This is a genomic window from Pseudomonas sp. AGC41 (assembly GCF_057334555.1).
Window position 1 is genome coordinate 138,857 of sequence record NZ_JBHFJB010000117.1, and the last position, 17,116, is coordinate 155,972.

A 17,116-nucleotide genomic window follows, 5' to 3' on the forward strand; every position below is an offset into this window, starting at 1 on the left:
GCTCGCTCCCACATTGATCGGGGGGTGAAAGTGTTATTCGCCCTTCGCCACGCCCCGCTGGGGATCATTGATCCACTCGCTCCACGAACCGGCATACAACCGTCCCAGCGGATAGCCCGCCAGGCACAAGGCAAACAGGTTATGGCACGCCGTCACGCCGGAGCCGCAATAGGCCACCAGTTCTGTAGGCGAACGCTCGCCCAGTTTTTCATCGAAACGCAGCTTGAGTTGATCAGCCGGCAAGAAGCGTCCATCGGCCCCCAGGTTGTCGGTGAATGCTGCGCATGACGCGCCCGGGATATGCCCCGCCACCGGGTCGATCGGCTCGACTTCGCCCTTGAAACGCGGCAGCGCCCTGGCATCCAGCAGGGTCATGTCCGCATCACCGAGGCGCTGTTGCAACGCCTGAGCAGTGAGCAGCAAGCTCGCGTCCGGCGCGCCGCTGAAGGTCCCGCGAGCAGTCTGCGGCGGATCCAGGCTCAGGGGCAGGCCGGCCGCGTGCCAGGCCTTGAGCCCGCCGTCGAGGATATGCACGCCATCGCGTTTGCCCAACCAGGCCAGCAACCACCAGGCCCGGGCGGCATAGGCACCGGGGCCGTCGTCATACAGCACGACGTCGCTGTCATTGTTGATCCCCCAGGCCCGGAGGCGCGCAACCAGCGCCTCGGGCTCCGGCAGCGGATGACGTCCCGTGACGCCCTTGATGACCGGTCCGCTCAGATCCCGTTCAAGGTCGGCGAACGACGCACCGGCGATATGGCCCTCGGCGTAACTGCGCTGGCCATAGTCCGGGTCCTCCAGGGCAAAACGACAATCGAGGATCACCAGTCCGGGCTGGGATCTCCGCTGTTCCAGGGCCTGCGGGCTGATGAGTTGCGCGATGGGCATGGTGAGCTCCTGTGGCTGAATCAAGGGATCCGATCTACTGCCCTTCCTCCAGGGTCTGGGCCAGCGGGACATAAAACTCTTTGAACAGGGCATCCACCGCTTCGCGGGCCTGCTCGGTCACAAAACCCGCCTCCAGCACCAACACCTGATACACGCCGCGCTTGATCGCCTGTTCGCTCAGGTGGCTGGAGTTTTCCCTCGTGGTGCAGAGGAACCGGACCCAGGACGTGAGGACAATCCAGGCATTGAGGGTCAGGGACTCGATCTGGACGCGGTCCATCGCCAGGATACCGGCGTCGACGAAGCCTTCGTAGATAGCTGTGCCATGGATCAGGCAGCGTTGGGAAAAGCGCCGGTAGCGAGCCGCCAGTTCCGGGTCGCTGTCGAGCAGGTGCTCCAGGTCCCGGTGCAGGAACCGGTAGCGCCACATCGCCGAGAGCAGCTCCTGCAGGTAGAAGCGCTTGTCGTCCACCGTGGCGGCCCGACCCTGGGGTGAGCGCAGGAAACTGTCCACCAGGTTTTCGTATTCGCTGAACAGCACGGCGATGATCGCCTGCTTGTTGGGGAAGTGGTAATAGAGATTGCCCGGGGACATGTCCATGTGGGCGGCAATGTGATTGGTGCTGACACTGCGCTCACCCTGCCGGTTAAACAACTCCAGGCTGTTCTGCACGATGCGCTCGCTGGTTTTGATTCGTGGGGCCATGGCTTGGGCTTAATTCGAAAAATCATGTGATGGGCATCTTACGACCTATCGGTCACGGGAGAAAACCCACGCCATCACGGAGGCGGCATTTGACTTTTTAGAGCACAAGCTCTAGAAATCAACCATTCCAATAATAATCCGGTACCGACATGCCAGCCGACGTTGCTTACCTGCACCAGTCTCAACAGCAGCTGGATGAAATCCGGACGATCTTCGAGGCCCAGCGCCGTGCTTTCGCCGCTCATCCCATGCCAACGGCCGAGCAGCGCCGGCAATGGCTCAAGGCGTTGCGCGAACTGTTGAGCAACGAACGGCAAGCCCTGATCGACGCGATCAGCCAGGACTTCAGTCACCGCAGCGCCGACGAAACCCTGCTGGCCGAGTTGATGCCGAGCCTGCACGGCATCCATTACGCCAGCCGCAACCTCAAGGGGTGGATGAAACCTTCCCGGCGCAGGGTCGGCATGGCCTTCCAACCGGCGTCGGCCAAGGTGGTCTATCAGCCATTGGGCGTGGTCGGGGTCATTGTGCCGTGGAATTACCCGCTGTTCCTGGCCATGGGCCCATTGGTCGGGGCCTTGTCGGCGGGCAACCGGGTCATGCTCAAGCTCAGCGAGGCGACCCCGGCCACCGGATTGCTGCTCAAGCAACTGCTCGCCCGTCTCTTTCCCCAGGACCTGGTGTCGGTGGTGCTGGGCGAGGCCGACGTCGGTATTGCGTTCTCCAGGTTGCCGTTCGACCACCTGTTGTTCACCGGCGCCACCAGCATCGGCAAGCATGTCATGCGTGCCGCCGCGGAAAACCTCACCCCCGTCACCCTCGAGCTGGGTGGCAAATCACCCGCCATCGTGTCTGACGACGTACCGCTCAAGGACGCCGCCGAGCGCATTGCCTTCGGCAAGACCCTGAACGCTGGGCAGACCTGCGTCGCGCCGGATTACGTGCTGGTACCGCAGAGCCGCGTCGGAGCGTTCGTCGAGGCGTATCGCGAAGCGGTCCGCGGGTTTTATCCGACGCTGGCGGACAACCCGGACTACACCGCCATCATCAACGATCGCCAACTGGCGCGGCTCAACGGCTACATTGGCGATGCCACCAGCAAAGGCGCGCTGCTGATCGAGCTGTTCGACCAGGGCCAGGGACGCCGCATGGCCCACAGCCTGTTGCTCAATGTCACGGATGACATGACGGTGATGCAGGATGAGATCTTCGGCCCGCTGCTGCCCATCGTGCCGTATGAAGGCCTGGACCAGGCCTTTGCCTACATCAATCGGCGGCCTCGTCCGCTGGCGCTCTACTACTTCGGCTACAACAAGGCCGAACAGCAGCGGGTACTCAATGAAACCCATTCCGGCGGCGTCTGCCTGAACGACACGCTGCTGCATGTGGCCCAGGACGACATGCCGTTCGGCGGCATTGGCGCCTCGGGGATGGGCCACTATCACGGTCACGAGGGATTCCTGACCTTCAGCAAGGCCAAGGGCGTCCTGATCAAGCAGCGCTTCAACGCCGCCAGACTGATTTATCCGCCCTATGGCAAGCCTTTGCAGAAGCTGATCCAGAAGCTGTTCATCCGCTGACAAGCGTCTCCCGGGTAATAACAATAATGAGCCCAGACCTGACCGATACGCCCGCCATGACACGGCGTGGTTTGCTGCAACTGAGCCTTGGCGCCAGTGTTTTCCTCGCAACCGTCGGCCTGGGCGCCAGCCTCAGCGGTTGCTCGTCCAGCCAACCGGCCAGCGGCCTGCAGGCCCTGCGCGACAGCGACCTGGCATTTTTCCGCGCCCTCATTCCGGTGTTGCTCGACGGTGCTGTGTCGACGGAAACGATCCCGGCCGCCACCGATGCCACGCTGCAAAGCCTGGATCGCGGCCTGGCGCACTTGTCTGCGGCGATGCTCAAACTCACGCATCAACTGTTCGACGTGCTCACGCTGAGCGTGACCCGCGGGCCGCTGACCGGAATCTGGGGCGGGTGGGAAAACGCCAGCGCCGATGACATCCGACAGTTCCTGACACGCTGGGAAAACAGCTCGCTGAGCTTGTTGCGCCAAGGCCACAGCTCGTTGCTGCAAATGGTCATGATGGCCTGGTACAGCCGGCCCGAGGCCTGGGCGCACTGCGGATATCCGGGCCCGCCATCCGTCTGAAAGCCAGAGCCAGCCCCCTTGTGGGAGCGAGCCTGCTCGCGAAGGCGGTAGTTCGGTCCTCAAGTGTGCTGCTGATACGACGCCATCGCGAGCAGGCTCGCTCCCACAGGGGCTTTATCGTCTTCTCATAACAACAAGAGAACCCCGAGCATGCCCGTACCCGATCCGTTCCGCGAAGGCCTGGCCCGTGGCTGGACCACTTACAACGGCGCGCAACTGACCCAGGACCTCACGCTGGAAGCCGACGTGGCGATCATCGGCAGTGGCGCCGGCGGTGGCACCACGGCGGAAATTCTCAGTGCCGCCGGCTACAAGGTATTGCTCATCGAAGAAGGCCCGCTCAAGACCAGCCAGGACTTCAAGCTGCTTGAGGATCAGGCTTACACTAGCCTGTATCAGGAAGGTCTCGGGCGAATGAGCAAGGACGGCGCCATCACCATTCTCCAGGGCCGGGCCGTGGGGGGCACCACGTTGATCAACTGGACCTCGAGCTTTCGTACGCCTGACCAGACTCTCGAACACTGGGCGACCGAGCATGCCGTCCGGGGCCACGGCCCCGCCGAGATGGCGCCCTGGTTCGAACGAATGGAGCAGCGCCTGGGGGTGGCGCCATGGCTGATTCCGCCCAATGCCAACAACGACGTCATTCGCAAGGGCTGCGAGCAATTGGGCTACAGCTGGCATGTGATCCCGCGCAACGTGCGTGGCTGCTGGAACCTGGGCTATTGCGGGATGGGTTGCCCGACCAACGCCAAGCAGTCGATGCTGGTCACCACCATCCCCGCCACGCTGAACCAGGGCGGCGCCCTGCTCTATCTGGCGCGGGCCGAACGCCTGATTATCAGCAACGATGCGGTGGGGGAATTGCAATGCCAAGCCATGGACGAACGCTGCGTGACGCCGACCGGACGGCGCATCAGGGTCAAGGCGCGGCATTACGTGCTCGCCGGTGGCGGCATCAACAGCCCCGCCCTGCTGTTGCGCTCCGCCGCGCCGGATCCGCATCGGTGCCTGGGCAAGCGCACCTTCCTGCACTTGGTGAACATGTCAGCCGGACTGTTCGATGAAGTCATCAACCCCTTTTATGGGGCTCCACAGTCGATTTATTCAGATCATTTCCAATGGCAGGATGGCGTCACCGGCAAAATGTCCTACAAGCTGGAAGTCCCGCCTTTGCACCCGGCCCTCGCCGCCACGCTGTTGGGCGGCTTTGGTGCGCAGAACGCAGCGCACATGGCAAAGTTGCCCCACACCCACGCCATGCTGGCGTTACTGCGCGACGGCTTTCACCCGGACAGCCCCGGCGGTACCGTGGAATTGCGCAGCGACGGCACGCCCGTGCTCGACTATCAGCTCTCCCCCTACACTTGGGACGGCTTGCGCCGGGCATTCCACAGCATGGCCGAGATCCAGTTCGCCGCGGGGGCCAGGTCGGTCATGCCGATGCACAGCGATGCCCGGCACGTGAAAACCCTGGCCGAGGCCCGCGCGTTGATCGACGGGCTGGACCTGGCCCTTTTCCGCACCCGCCTGGGCAGCGCCCATGTCATGGGGGGTTGCGCCATGGGCGAAGAGCCGAAATACGCGGTGGCCGACAGCCTCGGCCGCCACCACCAGCTGCGTAATCTTTCCATCCACGACGGCTCGCTGTTCCCCACCGGCATCGGCGCCAACCCGCAATTGTCGGTGTACGGCCTGACGGCAAAACTGGCGACCTTGCTGGCCGAACGTCTGCAAAACACATGAAAAAAACGACTATTCGCAGCGCCTATAGTGCGTTCTTATCCCATCGCCGACTTGGCCGACCGAGTCGGCTGCGATACCATCCGACTCCCCAACGGACTCCCGCCAGGACGACGCGATGAACCGAGTGTTGTACCCAGGTACCTTCGACCCCATTACCAAGGGCCATGGCGATCTGGTCGAACGTGCTTCGCGCCTGTTCGACCATGTGATCATTGCCGTCGCCGCCAGCCCGAAGAAAAATCCGCTGTTCCCGTTGGAGCAACGTGTGGAGCTGGCCCGTGAGGTCACCAAGCACCTGCCGAACGTGGAAGTGGTCGGCTTCTCGACGCTGCTGGCGCACTTTGCCAAGGAAAAGAACGCCAATGTGTTCCTGCGCGGCCTGCGTGCGGTCTCGGATTTCGAGTACGAGTTCCAGTTGGCCAACATGAACCGCCAGTTGGCCCCGGACGTCGAGAGTCTCTTCCTGACGCCATCGGAGCGTTACTCCTTCATCTCGTCGACCCTGGTACGGGAAATTGCGGCCTTGGGCGGCGATATCACCAAGTTCGTCCACCCGGCCGTGGCCGACGCGCTGACCCTGCGTTTCAAGAAGTAACCCGCCGACGCTGCGACTCGCTCGCAGCACAGCGCAGTCCATCGCCCCCGCGTGCACTGCGCTCGCCAATGCGGCACAATTGCGCCCATACGTTTTTCAAATGCCCGGGCCCAACGCCCCGGCCGGAGCTTGCATGTCCCTGATCATCACCGACGACTGCATCAATTGCGACGTCTGCGAACCCGAGTGCCCGAACGAAGCCATTTCCCAGGGCGAAGAGATCTATGTCATTGACCCGAACCTGTGCACCCAGTGCGTCGGGCACTATGACGAGCCTCAATGCCAGCAGGTCTGCCCGGTGGATTGCATCCCGCTGGACGAGGCTCATCCGGAGACCGAGGAACAGTTGATGGCGAAATATCGCAAAATCACTGGCAAGGATTGAGCCCGACAATTTTTGCAGGTCTTTGCCGGCCTCTTCGCGAGCAGGCTCGCTCCCACAGGACTGTTGTGTCCAGGTAATTTGGGGGTCTAAGCGAATCCCTTGTGGGAGCGAGCCTGCTCGCGAAGAGGCCATCAGCCACATCACAAATCCGCACATTCACTCCTGCCGCTCAAACCCCTCCCCAACACACCCCAGGCACCGCACAAACGTGGCTTTCGCCGGGTCGACCACCAGCGCCTTCCCCGCATTGCCAACCCCGCCGCCCAGCGCCGTAAAGGGCAACGACACGACAAACGCCCCGGCACCGATCACGGTGGCGGCGAGCAGCAACGGACGGGCGATCAGCAAGTCGCCGAGCATGGCGTAGGCGGGTGGGTTCTGGATGGTGTAGCGCGGGTCACCGCTCTCGGTGTTCGCCAAGGCAGGCAAGCCGACACTCAGCGAGAGTGCCAGGAGGAAAGTTCGAAGCAGAGTCATGGGCGATCCTTCGGCTGAAACAGTATGACTACTGACTATAGACCGTAAGACGAATCACCTCTGGCAGCGCGGACACCAGACGCTGGCGCGCTGGCCCAGGCGGATTTCCCGCAGCCCCGTGCCACAGACCTTGCACAACTCCCCGCCCCGGCCGTACACGAACAGTTCCTGCTGGAAATAACCGGGCTGGCCGTCGCCACCGATGAAATCCCGCAGCGTGGTTCCACCACGTTCGATGGCATGGGCAAGGATGCGCTTGATCTCGATCGCCAACTTCAGATAACGCGCCCGGGAGATGCTTCCGGCGGCGCGCCGTGGGTCGATACCGGCGGCGAACAGCGCTTCGGTCGCGTAGATATTGCCCACGCCCACCACAACCGCGTTGTCCATGATGAACGGCTTGACCGCCATCGAGCGCCCACGGGAAAGCTGGAACAGCCGTTCGCCATCAAACAGGTCGGTCAGCGGTTCCGGCCCGAGGCGAATCAGCAACTCGTGATTGAGCGGGTCGAGGCTCCAGAGCATCGCCCCGAAGCGACGCGGATCGGTGTAGCGCAGGGCCAGCCCGGACTCGAGTTCGATGTCGACATGTTCATGCTTGAGGGCGGGCATGCCGATCTCGACCAGCCGCAGGTTGCCGGACATGCCCAGGTGGCTGATCAGCGTACCCACCTCGGCATTGATCAACAGGTACTTGGCCCGCCGTTCCACCTGCACGATGCGTTGCCCCGAAAGACGCACGTCGAGGTCTTCGGGAATCGGCCAGCGCAAGCGGCGGTCACGCACGACGACGCGGCTGACCCGTTGCCCTTCGAGGTGTGGCGCAATCCCGCGGCGGGTGGTTTCGACTTCCGGCAGTTCTGGCATAGGGCTCTCGAATCAAGCGAAAGCTGGCACTCAACGAGAGGCCAGGTCGCGGATTTCCTGTCTCTGGGTCTCGAAGTCGTACTCCGACAGACCGATGTAGTCGAGCACCCGTGGCCCGACGCAATTCCACTCGTGATCCTCGGCCTGGTTGCCCAGCACCCGATGGGAGGCACAGATGTTCTCGGACATCTTCAGAATCGCCAACAGGTTTTTCAACTGACTGTTATTGCGCGAAGACTCGTCGCTGAAAATCGCCAGGGCGTTGTGGTGATTGGCGATGGCCTGGCTGACGTGGTCCGGCAGGCGCCAGGACTTGGAGGTGTAGTAACCGACCACCGCATGGTTGGTGTTGAACACGCGGTTTTCGGTGTCCACCACCCGGCACTCGGCGCTGGCATTGGCATAGGCCTCTTCCAATACGCTCATGTAGGTTGGGAACTGCTTGAGCATCAACGGCACGCCGCAGTCGTGGAACAAACCCAGGGCATAGGCTTCGTCGCCATTCTGCAGGCCGACGCGCTTGGCCAGGGTCAGGCAGGTCATGGCCACGTCCTGGGCGGTGTCCCAGAAGCGATTCAGGGTGACGATGGCATCGTCGTGTAATTCGCCCTTGATCGACTGCGCGTTGATCAGGTTGATGATCGACCGGCTGCCCAGCAGGTTCACTGCGCGCTGGATCGACGTGATCTTGTTGCTCAAGCCGTAGTACGGCGAATTGACGATCTTGAGCAAGGCACCCGAAAGGCCCGGATCCTGGGAGATCAGCTTGGCAATGGTTTCCAGGTCCGGGTCGGGCATGTACTGCTCCATCTGCAAATCCACCATGATTTGCGGCTGGGGCGGCACAGTGATGCCCTGCAGGGACTGTTGGATCTGTTCGGCGGAAAGCTCTTTGGACATGGGGACATACTCTGGGTAAGGCCGGGAGTCTAACCCTTAAATCTGGATCCGACACACCACCGGTAAATTGGCGGAACTTTCATACAAGCCTGGCCTTCGGAATCTGTAGGACCAATGCCCAAGTCTTGCAATAAGGCTTAGGTCGGCAGCCAACCCACTCAGCTTGAGGAGATTTTTCATGCCCACCAACCTGAACAACAAGCGTGTCGCCATTCTGGTCACCGATGGTTTTGAACAAGCCGAACTGACCGGTCCCAAAGAGGCGTTGGAACAGGCCGGGGCCAAGGTTGATATCATTTCCGCCAGCGACGGCCAGGTCAAAGGCTGGAACCACGACAAGCCAGCGGACGATTTCAAAGTCGACCTGACTTTCAAGGCGGCAAATGTCGATCAGTACGAAGCGGTGGTGTTGCCCGGCGGGGTGCAGAATTCCGACACCATCCGCATCGACCCCGACGCGCAGAACCTGGTCAAGGGCTTCGAGGCGGCTGGCAAGCCTATCGCGGTGATTTGCCATGGCGGCTGGTTGCTGGTGTCCAGTGGCCTGGTCAAAGGCAAGACCATGACCAGCTACAAGACCCTCAAGGACGACCTGGTCAATGCCGGCGCGAACTGGGTTGACCAGGAAGTCGTCCGGGACGGCACCTGGATCAGCAGCCGTCAGCCTGATGATATTCCCGCGTTCAACCGTGAACTGATCAACTCGTTGTCGGCCTGAAGCCCTTGTGGCGAGGCGAGCAGCGCAGGCTCCCTCGCCACATGTCCACCGCCAGCCCCGCAATGATTGCAACGCGGTATACTCCCGCTCTTTTTTCCGGAGCGACGTCATGTCCCTGCCCAGCCTGCGCCTCAAAGCCAATGCCGACCGTCGCCTGCGCGCCGGCCACCTGTGGGTCTACAGTAACGAAATCGATGTGGCCGCCACCCCGCTGCACGGCTTCAAGGCCGGTGACCAGGCGGTCCTCGAAGCCGCTGGCGGCAAGCCGCTGGGCATCGTTGCGATGAGCCCGAACAACCTGATCTGCGCACGCCTGCTGTCCCGTGACGCGAAGCTGGTACTGGACAAATCCCTGCTGGTACATCGCCTCAACGTGGCGTTGTCCCTGCGCGAGCGGCTGTTCGACAAGCCGTTCTATCGCCTGGTCTACGGTGATTCCGATTTGCTTCCGGGCCTGGTGGTCGACCGTTTCGGCGACATCCTGGTGGTGCAGATCGCTTCCGCCACCATGGAAGCCCACAAGGACGACGTGATCGCCGCCCTCACTCAGGTGCTCAAGCCCAGTGGCATCCTGTTCAAGAACGATTCCGCGGCTCGCGACGCCGAAGGCCTGGAGCGCTACGTCGAGACCGTCTTCGGCCTGGTCCCGGAGTGGGTCGCCCTGGAAGAGAATGGCGTGAAATTCGAAGCGCCGGTGATGCAAGGCCAGAAAACCGGCTGGTTCTACGACCACCGCATGAACCGTGCGCGCCTGGCGCCCTACGCCAAGGGCAAGCGCGTCCTGGACCTGTTCAGCTACATCGGCGGCTGGGGCGTGCAAGCCGCGGCGTTCGGTGCCAGTGAAGTGTTTTGCGTCGATGCCTCGGCCTTCGCCCTCGACGGCGTCGAGCGCAACGCCGCGCTGAACGGCGTCGCCGAGAAGCTGACGTGCATCGAAGGTGATGTATTCGAAGCCTTGAAGGAACTCAAGGCCAGCGAAGAACGCTTCGACGTGATCGTTGCCGACCCGCCGGCCTTCATCAAGCGCAAGAAAGACCTGAAGAACGGCGAAGGCGCCTACCGCCGCCTCAACGAACAGGCCATGCGCCTGCTCAGCAAGGACGGCATCCTGGTCAGTGCTTCATGCTCGATGCACCTGCCCGAAGACGATCTGCAGAACATCCTGCTGACCAGCGCCCGTCACCTGGACCGCAATATCCAGCTGCTCGAACGCGGCGGCCAGGGCCCCGATCACCCGGTGCACCCGGCGATTGCCGAAACGCGCTATATCAAGAGCATTACCTGCCGGTTATTGCCCAACAGCTGAGGGAGGCGGGCCAGTGCTGTAGCACTGAGCCCTGCATACTCGAGTTGCATTCTGATCGCGGCCTCGGCTGCGATTTTTTTTGCGTGCCTGAATGTAGGAAACCCACTACGCAATTAACAGAGCCTTCCTACGCAATCTCCCCGCGCCTGGCTGCCACGACGCATTAGGATTGAAAGCTACCCTCCGGTACGCCTTGGAAGCCGTCAATGACTGATTCGCAAAACCGCCTGGCGGTCCGCAAGCCCGCAACCGTCGGTTTGTTGCTGACGCTGACATTGCTTGGTGTTTTTCCAATCGATGTCGTGCTGCCCTCATTTCCCGCCCTATCGGGGTATTTTGATCGGCCATCGTCGGACATCGCCCTGTCTGTCAGTCTGTACGCCGTAGGCATCGCCCTTTCGCAACTGTTGGTAGGCCCGCTCTCCGACGTCATGGGCAGGAAAAAGCTGCTGTTGATCGGAGTTGCTGTCTCAGCCACCGGCGCAACAGGATGTGTGCTCGCCGACGGATATGAGGCTTTTCTATTCTTTCGTATCGTTCAGGCCTTGGGATGCGGTTGTTTCGTACTGTCCCAAGCATTGATTCAAGACCTGTTCACCGGCCAGGAACAGCAGCGACTGCGGATCTTCCTGGTCACCTGCGGGGGGATTTTCATTTCCGTTTCGCCCCTGGCCGGCACCGGCCTGCAAAACTGGATGGGCTGGCATGGCAGTTTCCTGGTGTTCATTGCCCTGGCCGTCGCCGCATTTGCAGGCGTCAGTCGTTTGCTTCAACGCTCCGTGGCTGGCAGTCACCCCAGACGCCTGAATTTCATCGCATCCTATCGAAACGTCTGCGGTGACTTCCGCTTCATGGCCTACTGGCTAACCTCGGCCCTGGCTTTTTCCTGCCACTTTTCATTCATCGTCATTTCGCCTCTGGTCCTGATCGACCAGTTGCATCTTTCATCCGAGGCTTTTTCGCTGGTTTTGCTGGGGTATGGGCTCGCCTACATCGGCGGTGGGGCGCTGGCGTCCGTGCTGGGAAGCAAAATCGACCCCCAGACGCAGATCATCATCGGCCAGGGGCTGATTCTCGCAGCAGGTATGTTGATGCTGGGGCTCGCTCATCAACTTGGCTTGTCGGCTATCACCCTGCTGCTGCCCATGATCGTCTGCACCACCGGAACGACCATTGCCCGCGCAGCCGCCCACACCCAAGCCATGAATATATTTCCCGGGCAGGCCGGCACGTCCGCTTCGGCCGGAAGTGTGCTGATCTTCGTCGTCGGCGGGCTGACCAGTGCCGCGATCAGTCTCACCCCGCTGGACTTGCAGGTCACTCTGGCCCTGTGCCTGATCTTGCTCAGCCTGCTGGGGCTGGCACTCAATGCCTTGATCCGGCAGCGTGACAGGGAATTATTGGCCGACTGAACCCTGCCAGTCGTCATCCCGCACGGCACATTGGCGTCGGATCAGCGCTTTGCGTCATTTCATCCTGACGCCAGCGGTGTAGAATCGCGACATTCATCGCCATTCATCCCCGGCGGGTTTATGAGCTCATGCTGAGGCGCGCAGCGATCCTGCAAAGTCATCAGCCACGTCCGGACTCCCGGCCAAACCCGAGTGTTCCAGACGTCGACAGAAGCTCACTTCCCCATTGATACCTGATAAGTACCTGATTAGCCGCCCGGAGTGCTCCATGCCTGATTACCGTTCGAAAACATCCACCCATGGCCGCAACATGGCCGGCGCCCGTGCCCTGTGGCGCGCCACGGGGATGAAGGATGACGACTTCAAGAAGCCGATCATCGCCATTGCCAACTCCTTCACGCAATTCGTACCAGGCCATGTTCACCTCAAGGACCTGGGCCAACTGGTTGCACGGGAAATCGAACGCGCCGGCGGGGTTGCCAAGGAATTCAACACCATCGCCGTGGACGACGGCATCGCCATGGGTCACGACGGCATGCTGTATTCGCTGCCCAGCCGCGAGATCATCGCCGACTCGGTCGAATACATGGTCAACGCCCATTGCGCCGACGCCATCGTGTGTATTTCCAACTGCGACAAAATCACCCCCGGCATGCTTATGGCTGCCTTGCGCCTGAATATCCCGGTGATCTTCGTGTCCGGTGGCCCGATGGAGGCCGGCAAGACCAAGCTCGCCAGCCATGGCCTGGACCTGGTGGACGCCATGGTGATCGCCGCCGACTCCAGCGCATCCGACGAAAAAGTCGCCGAGTACGAGCGCAGCGCCTGCCCGACCTGCGGTTCGTGCTCCGGCATGTTCACCGCCAACTCGATGAACTGCCTGACCGAGGCCCTGGGCCTGGCGTTGCCTGGCAACGGTTCAACCCTGGCCACCCACAGCGACCGCGAACAGCTGTTCCTGCAGGCCGGGCGGACCATCGTCGAGCTGTGCAAGCGCTACTACGGCGAGAACGACGATTCGGTGTTGCCGCGCAACGTCGCCAACTTCAAGGCGTTCGAAAACGCCATGACCCTCGACATCGCCATGGGCGGCTCGACCAACACCATCCTGCACTTGCTGGCCGCGGCCCAGGAAGCCGAGATCGATTTCGACCTGCGCGACATCGACCGCCTCTCCCGCCACGTGCCGCAACTGTGCAAGGTCGCGCCGAACATCCAGAAGTACCACATGGAAGACGTGCACCGCGCCGGGGGGATCTTCAGCATCCTCGGTTCGCTGGCCCGCGGCGGCTTGCTGCACACCGACCTGCCGACGGTACACAGCAAGACCATGGCCGAGGCCATCGCCAAGTGGGACATCACCCAGACCAGCGACGAGGCCGTGCATCATTTCTTCAAGGCCGGCCCGGCGGGCATCCCGACACAAACCGCGTTCAGCCAGTCGACCCGTTGGGAAACCCTGGACGACGACCGTGAGAACGGCTGCATCCGCAGCGTCGAGCACGCCTACTCCAAGGAAGGCGGCCTGGCCGTGCTGTACGGCAACATCGCCCTCGACGGCTGCGTGGTGAAGACCGCCGGCGTCGACGAGTCGATCCATGTGTTCGAAGGCAACGCGAAGATTTTCGAAAGCCAGGACAGCGCCGTGCGCGGGATTCTCGCCGACGAGGTGAAAGCCGGCGACATCGTGATCATTCGTTACGAAGGTCCGAAGGGCGGCCCGGGCATGCAGGAAATGCTCTACCCGACTTCCTACCTGAAATCCAAGGGCCTGGGCAAAGCCTGTGCGCTGCTGACCGACGGCCGTTTCTCCGGCGGCACGTCGGGCCTGTCCATCGGCCACGCTTCGCCGGAAGCAGCGGCTGGCGGTGCCATCGGCCTGGTGCGCGATGGCGACAAGGTGCTGATCGACATTCCGAACCGCTCGATCAATCTGTTGATCAGCGATGAGGAACTGGCTGCACGCCGCGTCGAACAGGACAGTAAGGGCTGGAAGCCGGTGGAAGTGCGTCCGCGCAAAGTCACCACCGCCCTCAAGGCCTATGCCCTGCTCGCCACCAGTGCCGACAAGGGCGCGGTGCGCAACAAGGCGATGTTGGAATAGCGGCAGTCGCGAGCTGCAAGCCACAAGCTGCAAGCACATCGCGTCAGCTTGTGGCTTGTGGCTTGTGGCTTGTAGCTGCGTTTACTGGATATCTTCCGGCTTGACGATCACCCAGTTCTTGTCCGCGGTCACCGGCAGTCCTTCCTTGGCCTGGGCGGCCGCGTGCTTGGCCATCATGCCGTTTATCTGCGTCATGTATTTATCCTTGCGATTGACCCACAAGTGGATGCCGCCCTTGGCCACGTCTACATCGTGGAACAGCATGTAGCCATCGCTGCTTGGCGTATCGCCGGCGACGAGTACCGGTTTTTTCCATTCGTCGATGTAGGTCAGGATCGCCGCGTGCTTGCCGGCCATCCAGGTCGCCGGCGTCCACAGGTACGGTGTGTACTCCAGGCCTAGGTTGGCCTTCTCGTCGTATTTGCCGTTGGTGATCTGTTTACGCGCCGTGGTCAGTTCGCCGGTCTTGCGGTCCTTGAGCAGCGTGGTTACGCCAATGACGTTCTGCGGCTTGAGGTTGTAGCCATACTTCGGGTCCGCAGCGACCATGCGCACCAGCTCTTCGGAAGCGGCGGTCATGACATAGACCTCGATGCCGTTCTCCATCAGCTTGTTGTACAGCTCGGCCTGGCCGGTAAAGATCTTCGGCGGGTTGACGTTGTACTGGACTACTTTGTCGCCATCGTAATACGTGGTCGGTACCGGTTTGCCGGAAGCCATCAGTTCATCGACGTAGCCTTTGAGCTCCTTGAGCGTGAAGCCGGAAAACACTTGGGCAACCCAGGGGTAGCAGACCATGTCGTCCAGTTCGCAGAGTCGATAGTAATAGCTGAACAGGCTTTCCTTATGGTCGGCGGTGTCCTTGAATGGCATCAGCTTCAAGGACGGGTCCAGGCTTTCCCGGGTGATGAGCCCCTTGTTCTCCATGAACGGCAGCAGCGACTCTTCGAGGTCGTAGCGGTAGCTGGTGTTGTCCATGTCGAACACCGCGTAGTTACCTTTGTTGGCGTTGGCCGCGATCATCGCTTCCAGCGCCTTGGCCTGTTCCGCGGGCCAATGCTTGAGGTCAGTGGCGAGCGCCTGGCCGGCGAGGCCCAGGCCTATAGCGACAGCGAGCAAGCGAGGTACGAGCTTCATCGACATTTACTCCCAGGTTGTAGGAGCTCGACGCTAACAAATGCCTGTGACAGATCCCGCCTGTGCGCGACTGCTTGCGTCTCGATAGCGCCAGCGGCATACCCTTGGGCGCCATCGGCTTATTCCAAAAGCGACAGTAGACATTCTTTTTTAGTATTAATTCTTTAGATATCAGGCTGTTAGGCTTTCCGGCTCACAGTCGCGACGCTTGGCGGCTGGCAAAGTCTTTCCGGAGTTTTTCATGAATCTGCCGCTGATCCTCAATCTGTTGGTGTTCATTGCCTTGCTGTACGGCTTGGCGCAAACCCGTCACAGCACTTGGAGCCTGGCCAAAAAAGTGCTGCTGGCGCTGGTCCTGGGCGTGGTGTTCGGTATCGCCCTGCACACGATCTACGGCGCAGGCAACCCGGTGCTCAAAACCTCGATCGGCTGGTTCGACCTGGTGGGCAACGGCTACGTGCAGTTGCTGCAGATGATCGTGATCCCGCTGGTCTTTGCTTCGATCCTCAGCGCCGTGGCCCGCCTGCACAACGCCTCGTCCTTGGGCAAGATCAGCTTCCTGACCATCGGCACGCTGCTGTTCACCACCGCCATCGCCGCCCTGATCGGTATCGGCCTGACCAACCTGTTCGGCCTCACTGCCGAAGGCCTGGTCGCCGGATCCCAGGAGCAGGCACGGCTGCAAGTGATCCAGAGCGATTACGCCGGCAAGGTCGCCAACCTGAATATCCCGCAACTGCTGCTTTCGTTCATCCCCCAGAACCCCTTCGCCGACTTGGCCAGGGCCAAGCCGACGTCGATCATCAGCGTGGTGATCTTCGCAGCGTTCCTCGGTGTCGCGGCGTTGCAATTGCTCAAGGATGACGCAGAGAAAGGCCAGAAAGTGGTCAACGCCATCGACACCCTGCAAAACTGGGTGACGCGCCTGGTGCGCCTGGTGATGAAACTGACCCCGTATGGCGTATTGGCGCTGATGACAAAAGTGGTGGCTGGCTCCAACCTGCAGGACATCATCAAGCTCGGCAGCTTCGTGGTGGTGTCGTATCTGGGGCTGGGGCTGATGTTCGTGGTCCACGGCCTGCTGGTGTCCGCCGCCGGGATCAATCCGTTGCGCTTCTTCCGCAAGATCTGGCCGGTGCTGACCTTCGCCTTCACCAGCCGCTCCAGCGCGGCGACCATCCCCTTGAGTATCGAAGCCCAGACCAGCCGCCTCGGCATCCCCCGGGCGATCGCCAGCTTCAGCGCATCGTTTGGCGCCACCATCGGCCAGAACGGTTGCGCCGGGCTCTATCCGGCGATGCTGGCGGTCATGGTCGCGCCTGCGGTGGGGATCAATCCGCTGGACCCGGTGTGGATCGCGACGCTGGTGGCCATTGTGACGTTGAGTTCAGCGGGCGTGGCCGGTGTCGGCGGTGGCGCAACGTTCGCCGCGTTGATCGTGCTGCCGGCCATGGGCTTGCCGGTCTCGCTGGTGGCGCTGCTGATTTCGGTCGAGCCGCTGATCGACATGGGCCGTACCGCGTTGAATGTCAGTGGCTCGATCACCGCCGGGGCGATTACCAGCCAGGTGATGCAGCAGACGGACAAGGCGTTGCTCGATGCCGAGGAGCACGGGGAGTTGGTACACGCTTGATTGGCGGCGCCAAGTAGATCGCCTTCGCGAGCAGGCTCGCTCCCACAGTTGACCGATTTTCCTGACCGAACCCGGTTACCTGTGAGAGCG

At 61.6% G+C, this 17,116-nt stretch carries 16 protein-coding genes; 10 read left to right on the forward strand and 6 right to left on the reverse strand.

Going from position 1 to position 17,116, the window contains the following annotated elements:
* Nucleotides 1–33: 33 nt before the first annotated feature.
* Nucleotides 34–888, reverse strand: a complete 855-nt coding sequence (locus ACE04F_RS20855; protein WP_486109616.1) for a sulfurtransferase — start codon at nucleotides 886–888, stop codon at nucleotides 34–36.
* Between the two features lie 34 nt (nucleotides 889–922).
* Nucleotides 923–1,594 carry a TetR/AcrR family transcriptional regulator gene (locus ACE04F_RS20860; RefSeq protein WP_486109618.1) on the reverse strand — a complete coding sequence of 224 codons (672 nt, stop codon included), beginning with the start codon at nucleotides 1,592–1,594 and terminating at the stop codon, nucleotides 923–925.
* Nucleotides 1,595–1,743: 149 nt separating this feature from the next.
* Here ACE04F_RS20860 and ACE04F_RS20865 point away from each other — a divergent pair, with 149 nt between their 5' ends.
* The 5 genes from ACE04F_RS20865 to ACE04F_RS20885 all read left to right on the forward strand — a co-directional run bounded on the left by ACE04F_RS20865 (nucleotide 1,744) and on the right by ACE04F_RS20885 (nucleotide 6,472).
* Nucleotides 1,744–3,174, forward strand: coding sequence for a coniferyl aldehyde dehydrogenase (locus ACE04F_RS20865; protein WP_486109620.1), 1,431 nt, complete (start codon nucleotides 1,744–1,746; stop codon nucleotides 3,172–3,174).
* A 26-nt stretch (nucleotides 3,175–3,200) separates the two neighbouring features.
* Nucleotides 3,201–3,746 (forward strand): twin-arginine translocation pathway signal protein, encoded by a 546-nt coding sequence (locus tag ACE04F_RS20870; protein WP_486109622.1) that lies wholly within the window; start codon nucleotides 3,201–3,203, stop codon nucleotides 3,744–3,746.
* A 150-nt stretch (nucleotides 3,747–3,896) separates the two neighbouring features.
* Nucleotides 3,897–5,492: a GMC family oxidoreductase gene (locus ACE04F_RS20875; protein ID WP_486109624.1), complete on the forward strand. Its 1,596-nt coding sequence runs from the start codon at nucleotides 3,897–3,899 to the stop codon at nucleotides 5,490–5,492.
* Between the two features lie 115 nt (nucleotides 5,493–5,607).
* Entirely contained in the window at nucleotides 5,608–6,087 is a 480-nt protein-coding gene (gene coaD / locus ACE04F_RS20880) for a pantetheine-phosphate adenylyltransferase (protein WP_007897855.1), read from the forward strand.
* A gap of 133 nt (nucleotides 6,088–6,220) precedes the next feature.
* Nucleotides 6,221–6,472, forward strand: a complete 252-nt coding sequence (locus tag ACE04F_RS20885) for a YfhL family 4Fe-4S dicluster ferredoxin (protein WP_060740180.1) — start codon at nucleotides 6,221–6,223, stop codon at nucleotides 6,470–6,472.
* 156 nt (nucleotides 6,473–6,628) lie between these two features.
* Here ACE04F_RS20885 and ACE04F_RS20890 read toward each other — a convergent pair whose 3' ends face one another.
* From ACE04F_RS20890 to ACE04F_RS20900, 3 genes are read right to left on the reverse strand one after another with little or no spacing between them, the layout of a single operon-like run.
* Nucleotides 6,629–6,949, reverse strand: a complete 321-nt coding sequence (locus ACE04F_RS20890; RefSeq protein ID WP_486109626.1) for a multidrug transporter — start codon at nucleotides 6,947–6,949, stop codon at nucleotides 6,629–6,631.
* A 54-nt stretch (nucleotides 6,950–7,003) separates the two neighbouring features.
* Nucleotides 7,004–7,816 (reverse strand): bifunctional DNA-formamidopyrimidine glycosylase/DNA-(apurinic or apyrimidinic site) lyase, encoded by an 813-nt coding sequence (gene mutM, locus ACE04F_RS20895; protein ID WP_434571146.1) that lies wholly within the window; start codon nucleotides 7,814–7,816, stop codon nucleotides 7,004–7,006.
* A gap of 30 nt (nucleotides 7,817–7,846) precedes the next feature.
* Nucleotides 7,847–8,662: an HDOD domain-containing protein gene (locus ACE04F_RS20900; RefSeq protein ID WP_486109718.1), complete on the reverse strand. Its 816-nt coding sequence runs from the start codon at nucleotides 8,660–8,662 to the stop codon at nucleotides 7,847–7,849.
* Between the two features lie 232 nt (nucleotides 8,663–8,894).
* Between ACE04F_RS20900 and ACE04F_RS20905 the strand changes: the two genes are divergently transcribed.
* From ACE04F_RS20905 to ilvD, 4 genes are all read left to right on the forward strand, one after another.
* Nucleotides 8,895–9,434 (forward strand): type 1 glutamine amidotransferase domain-containing protein, encoded by a 540-nt coding sequence (locus ACE04F_RS20905; RefSeq protein ID WP_486109629.1) that lies wholly within the window; start codon nucleotides 8,895–8,897, stop codon nucleotides 9,432–9,434.
* A 109-nt stretch (nucleotides 9,435–9,543) separates the two neighbouring features.
* A complete protein-coding gene (locus tag ACE04F_RS20910; RefSeq protein ID WP_486109631.1) occupies nucleotides 9,544–10,740 on the forward strand; it encodes a class I SAM-dependent rRNA methyltransferase in 1,197 nt (398 codons plus the stop codon).
* 206 nt (nucleotides 10,741–10,946) lie between these two features.
* The gene (locus tag ACE04F_RS20915; protein ID WP_486109633.1) at nucleotides 10,947–12,152 is read left to right on the forward strand and encodes an MFS transporter; all 1,206 of its coding nucleotides are present in this window, start codon (nucleotides 10,947–10,949) and stop codon (nucleotides 12,150–12,152) included.
* 268 nt (nucleotides 12,153–12,420) lie between these two features.
* Nucleotides 12,421–14,256: a dihydroxy-acid dehydratase gene (gene ilvD, locus ACE04F_RS20920; protein ID WP_486109635.1), complete on the forward strand. Its 1,836-nt coding sequence runs from the start codon at nucleotides 12,421–12,423 to the stop codon at nucleotides 14,254–14,256.
* A gap of 81 nt (nucleotides 14,257–14,337) precedes the next feature.
* On the opposite strand, the gene ACE04F_RS20925 is transcribed toward ilvD, so the two are convergent.
* A complete protein-coding gene (locus tag ACE04F_RS20925; RefSeq protein WP_486109637.1) occupies nucleotides 14,338–15,393 on the reverse strand; it encodes an HAD family hydrolase in 1,056 nt (351 codons plus the stop codon).
* Nucleotides 15,394–15,634: 241 nt separating this feature from the next.
* Here ACE04F_RS20925 and ACE04F_RS20930 point away from each other — a divergent pair, with 241 nt between their 5' ends.
* On the forward strand, nucleotides 15,635–17,026 hold the full coding sequence (locus ACE04F_RS20930) for an L-cystine transporter (protein ID WP_486109639.1): 1,392 nt from the start codon (nucleotides 15,635–15,637) through the stop codon (nucleotides 17,024–17,026).
* The last annotated feature ends 90 nt before the right edge of the window (nucleotides 17,027–17,116 follow it).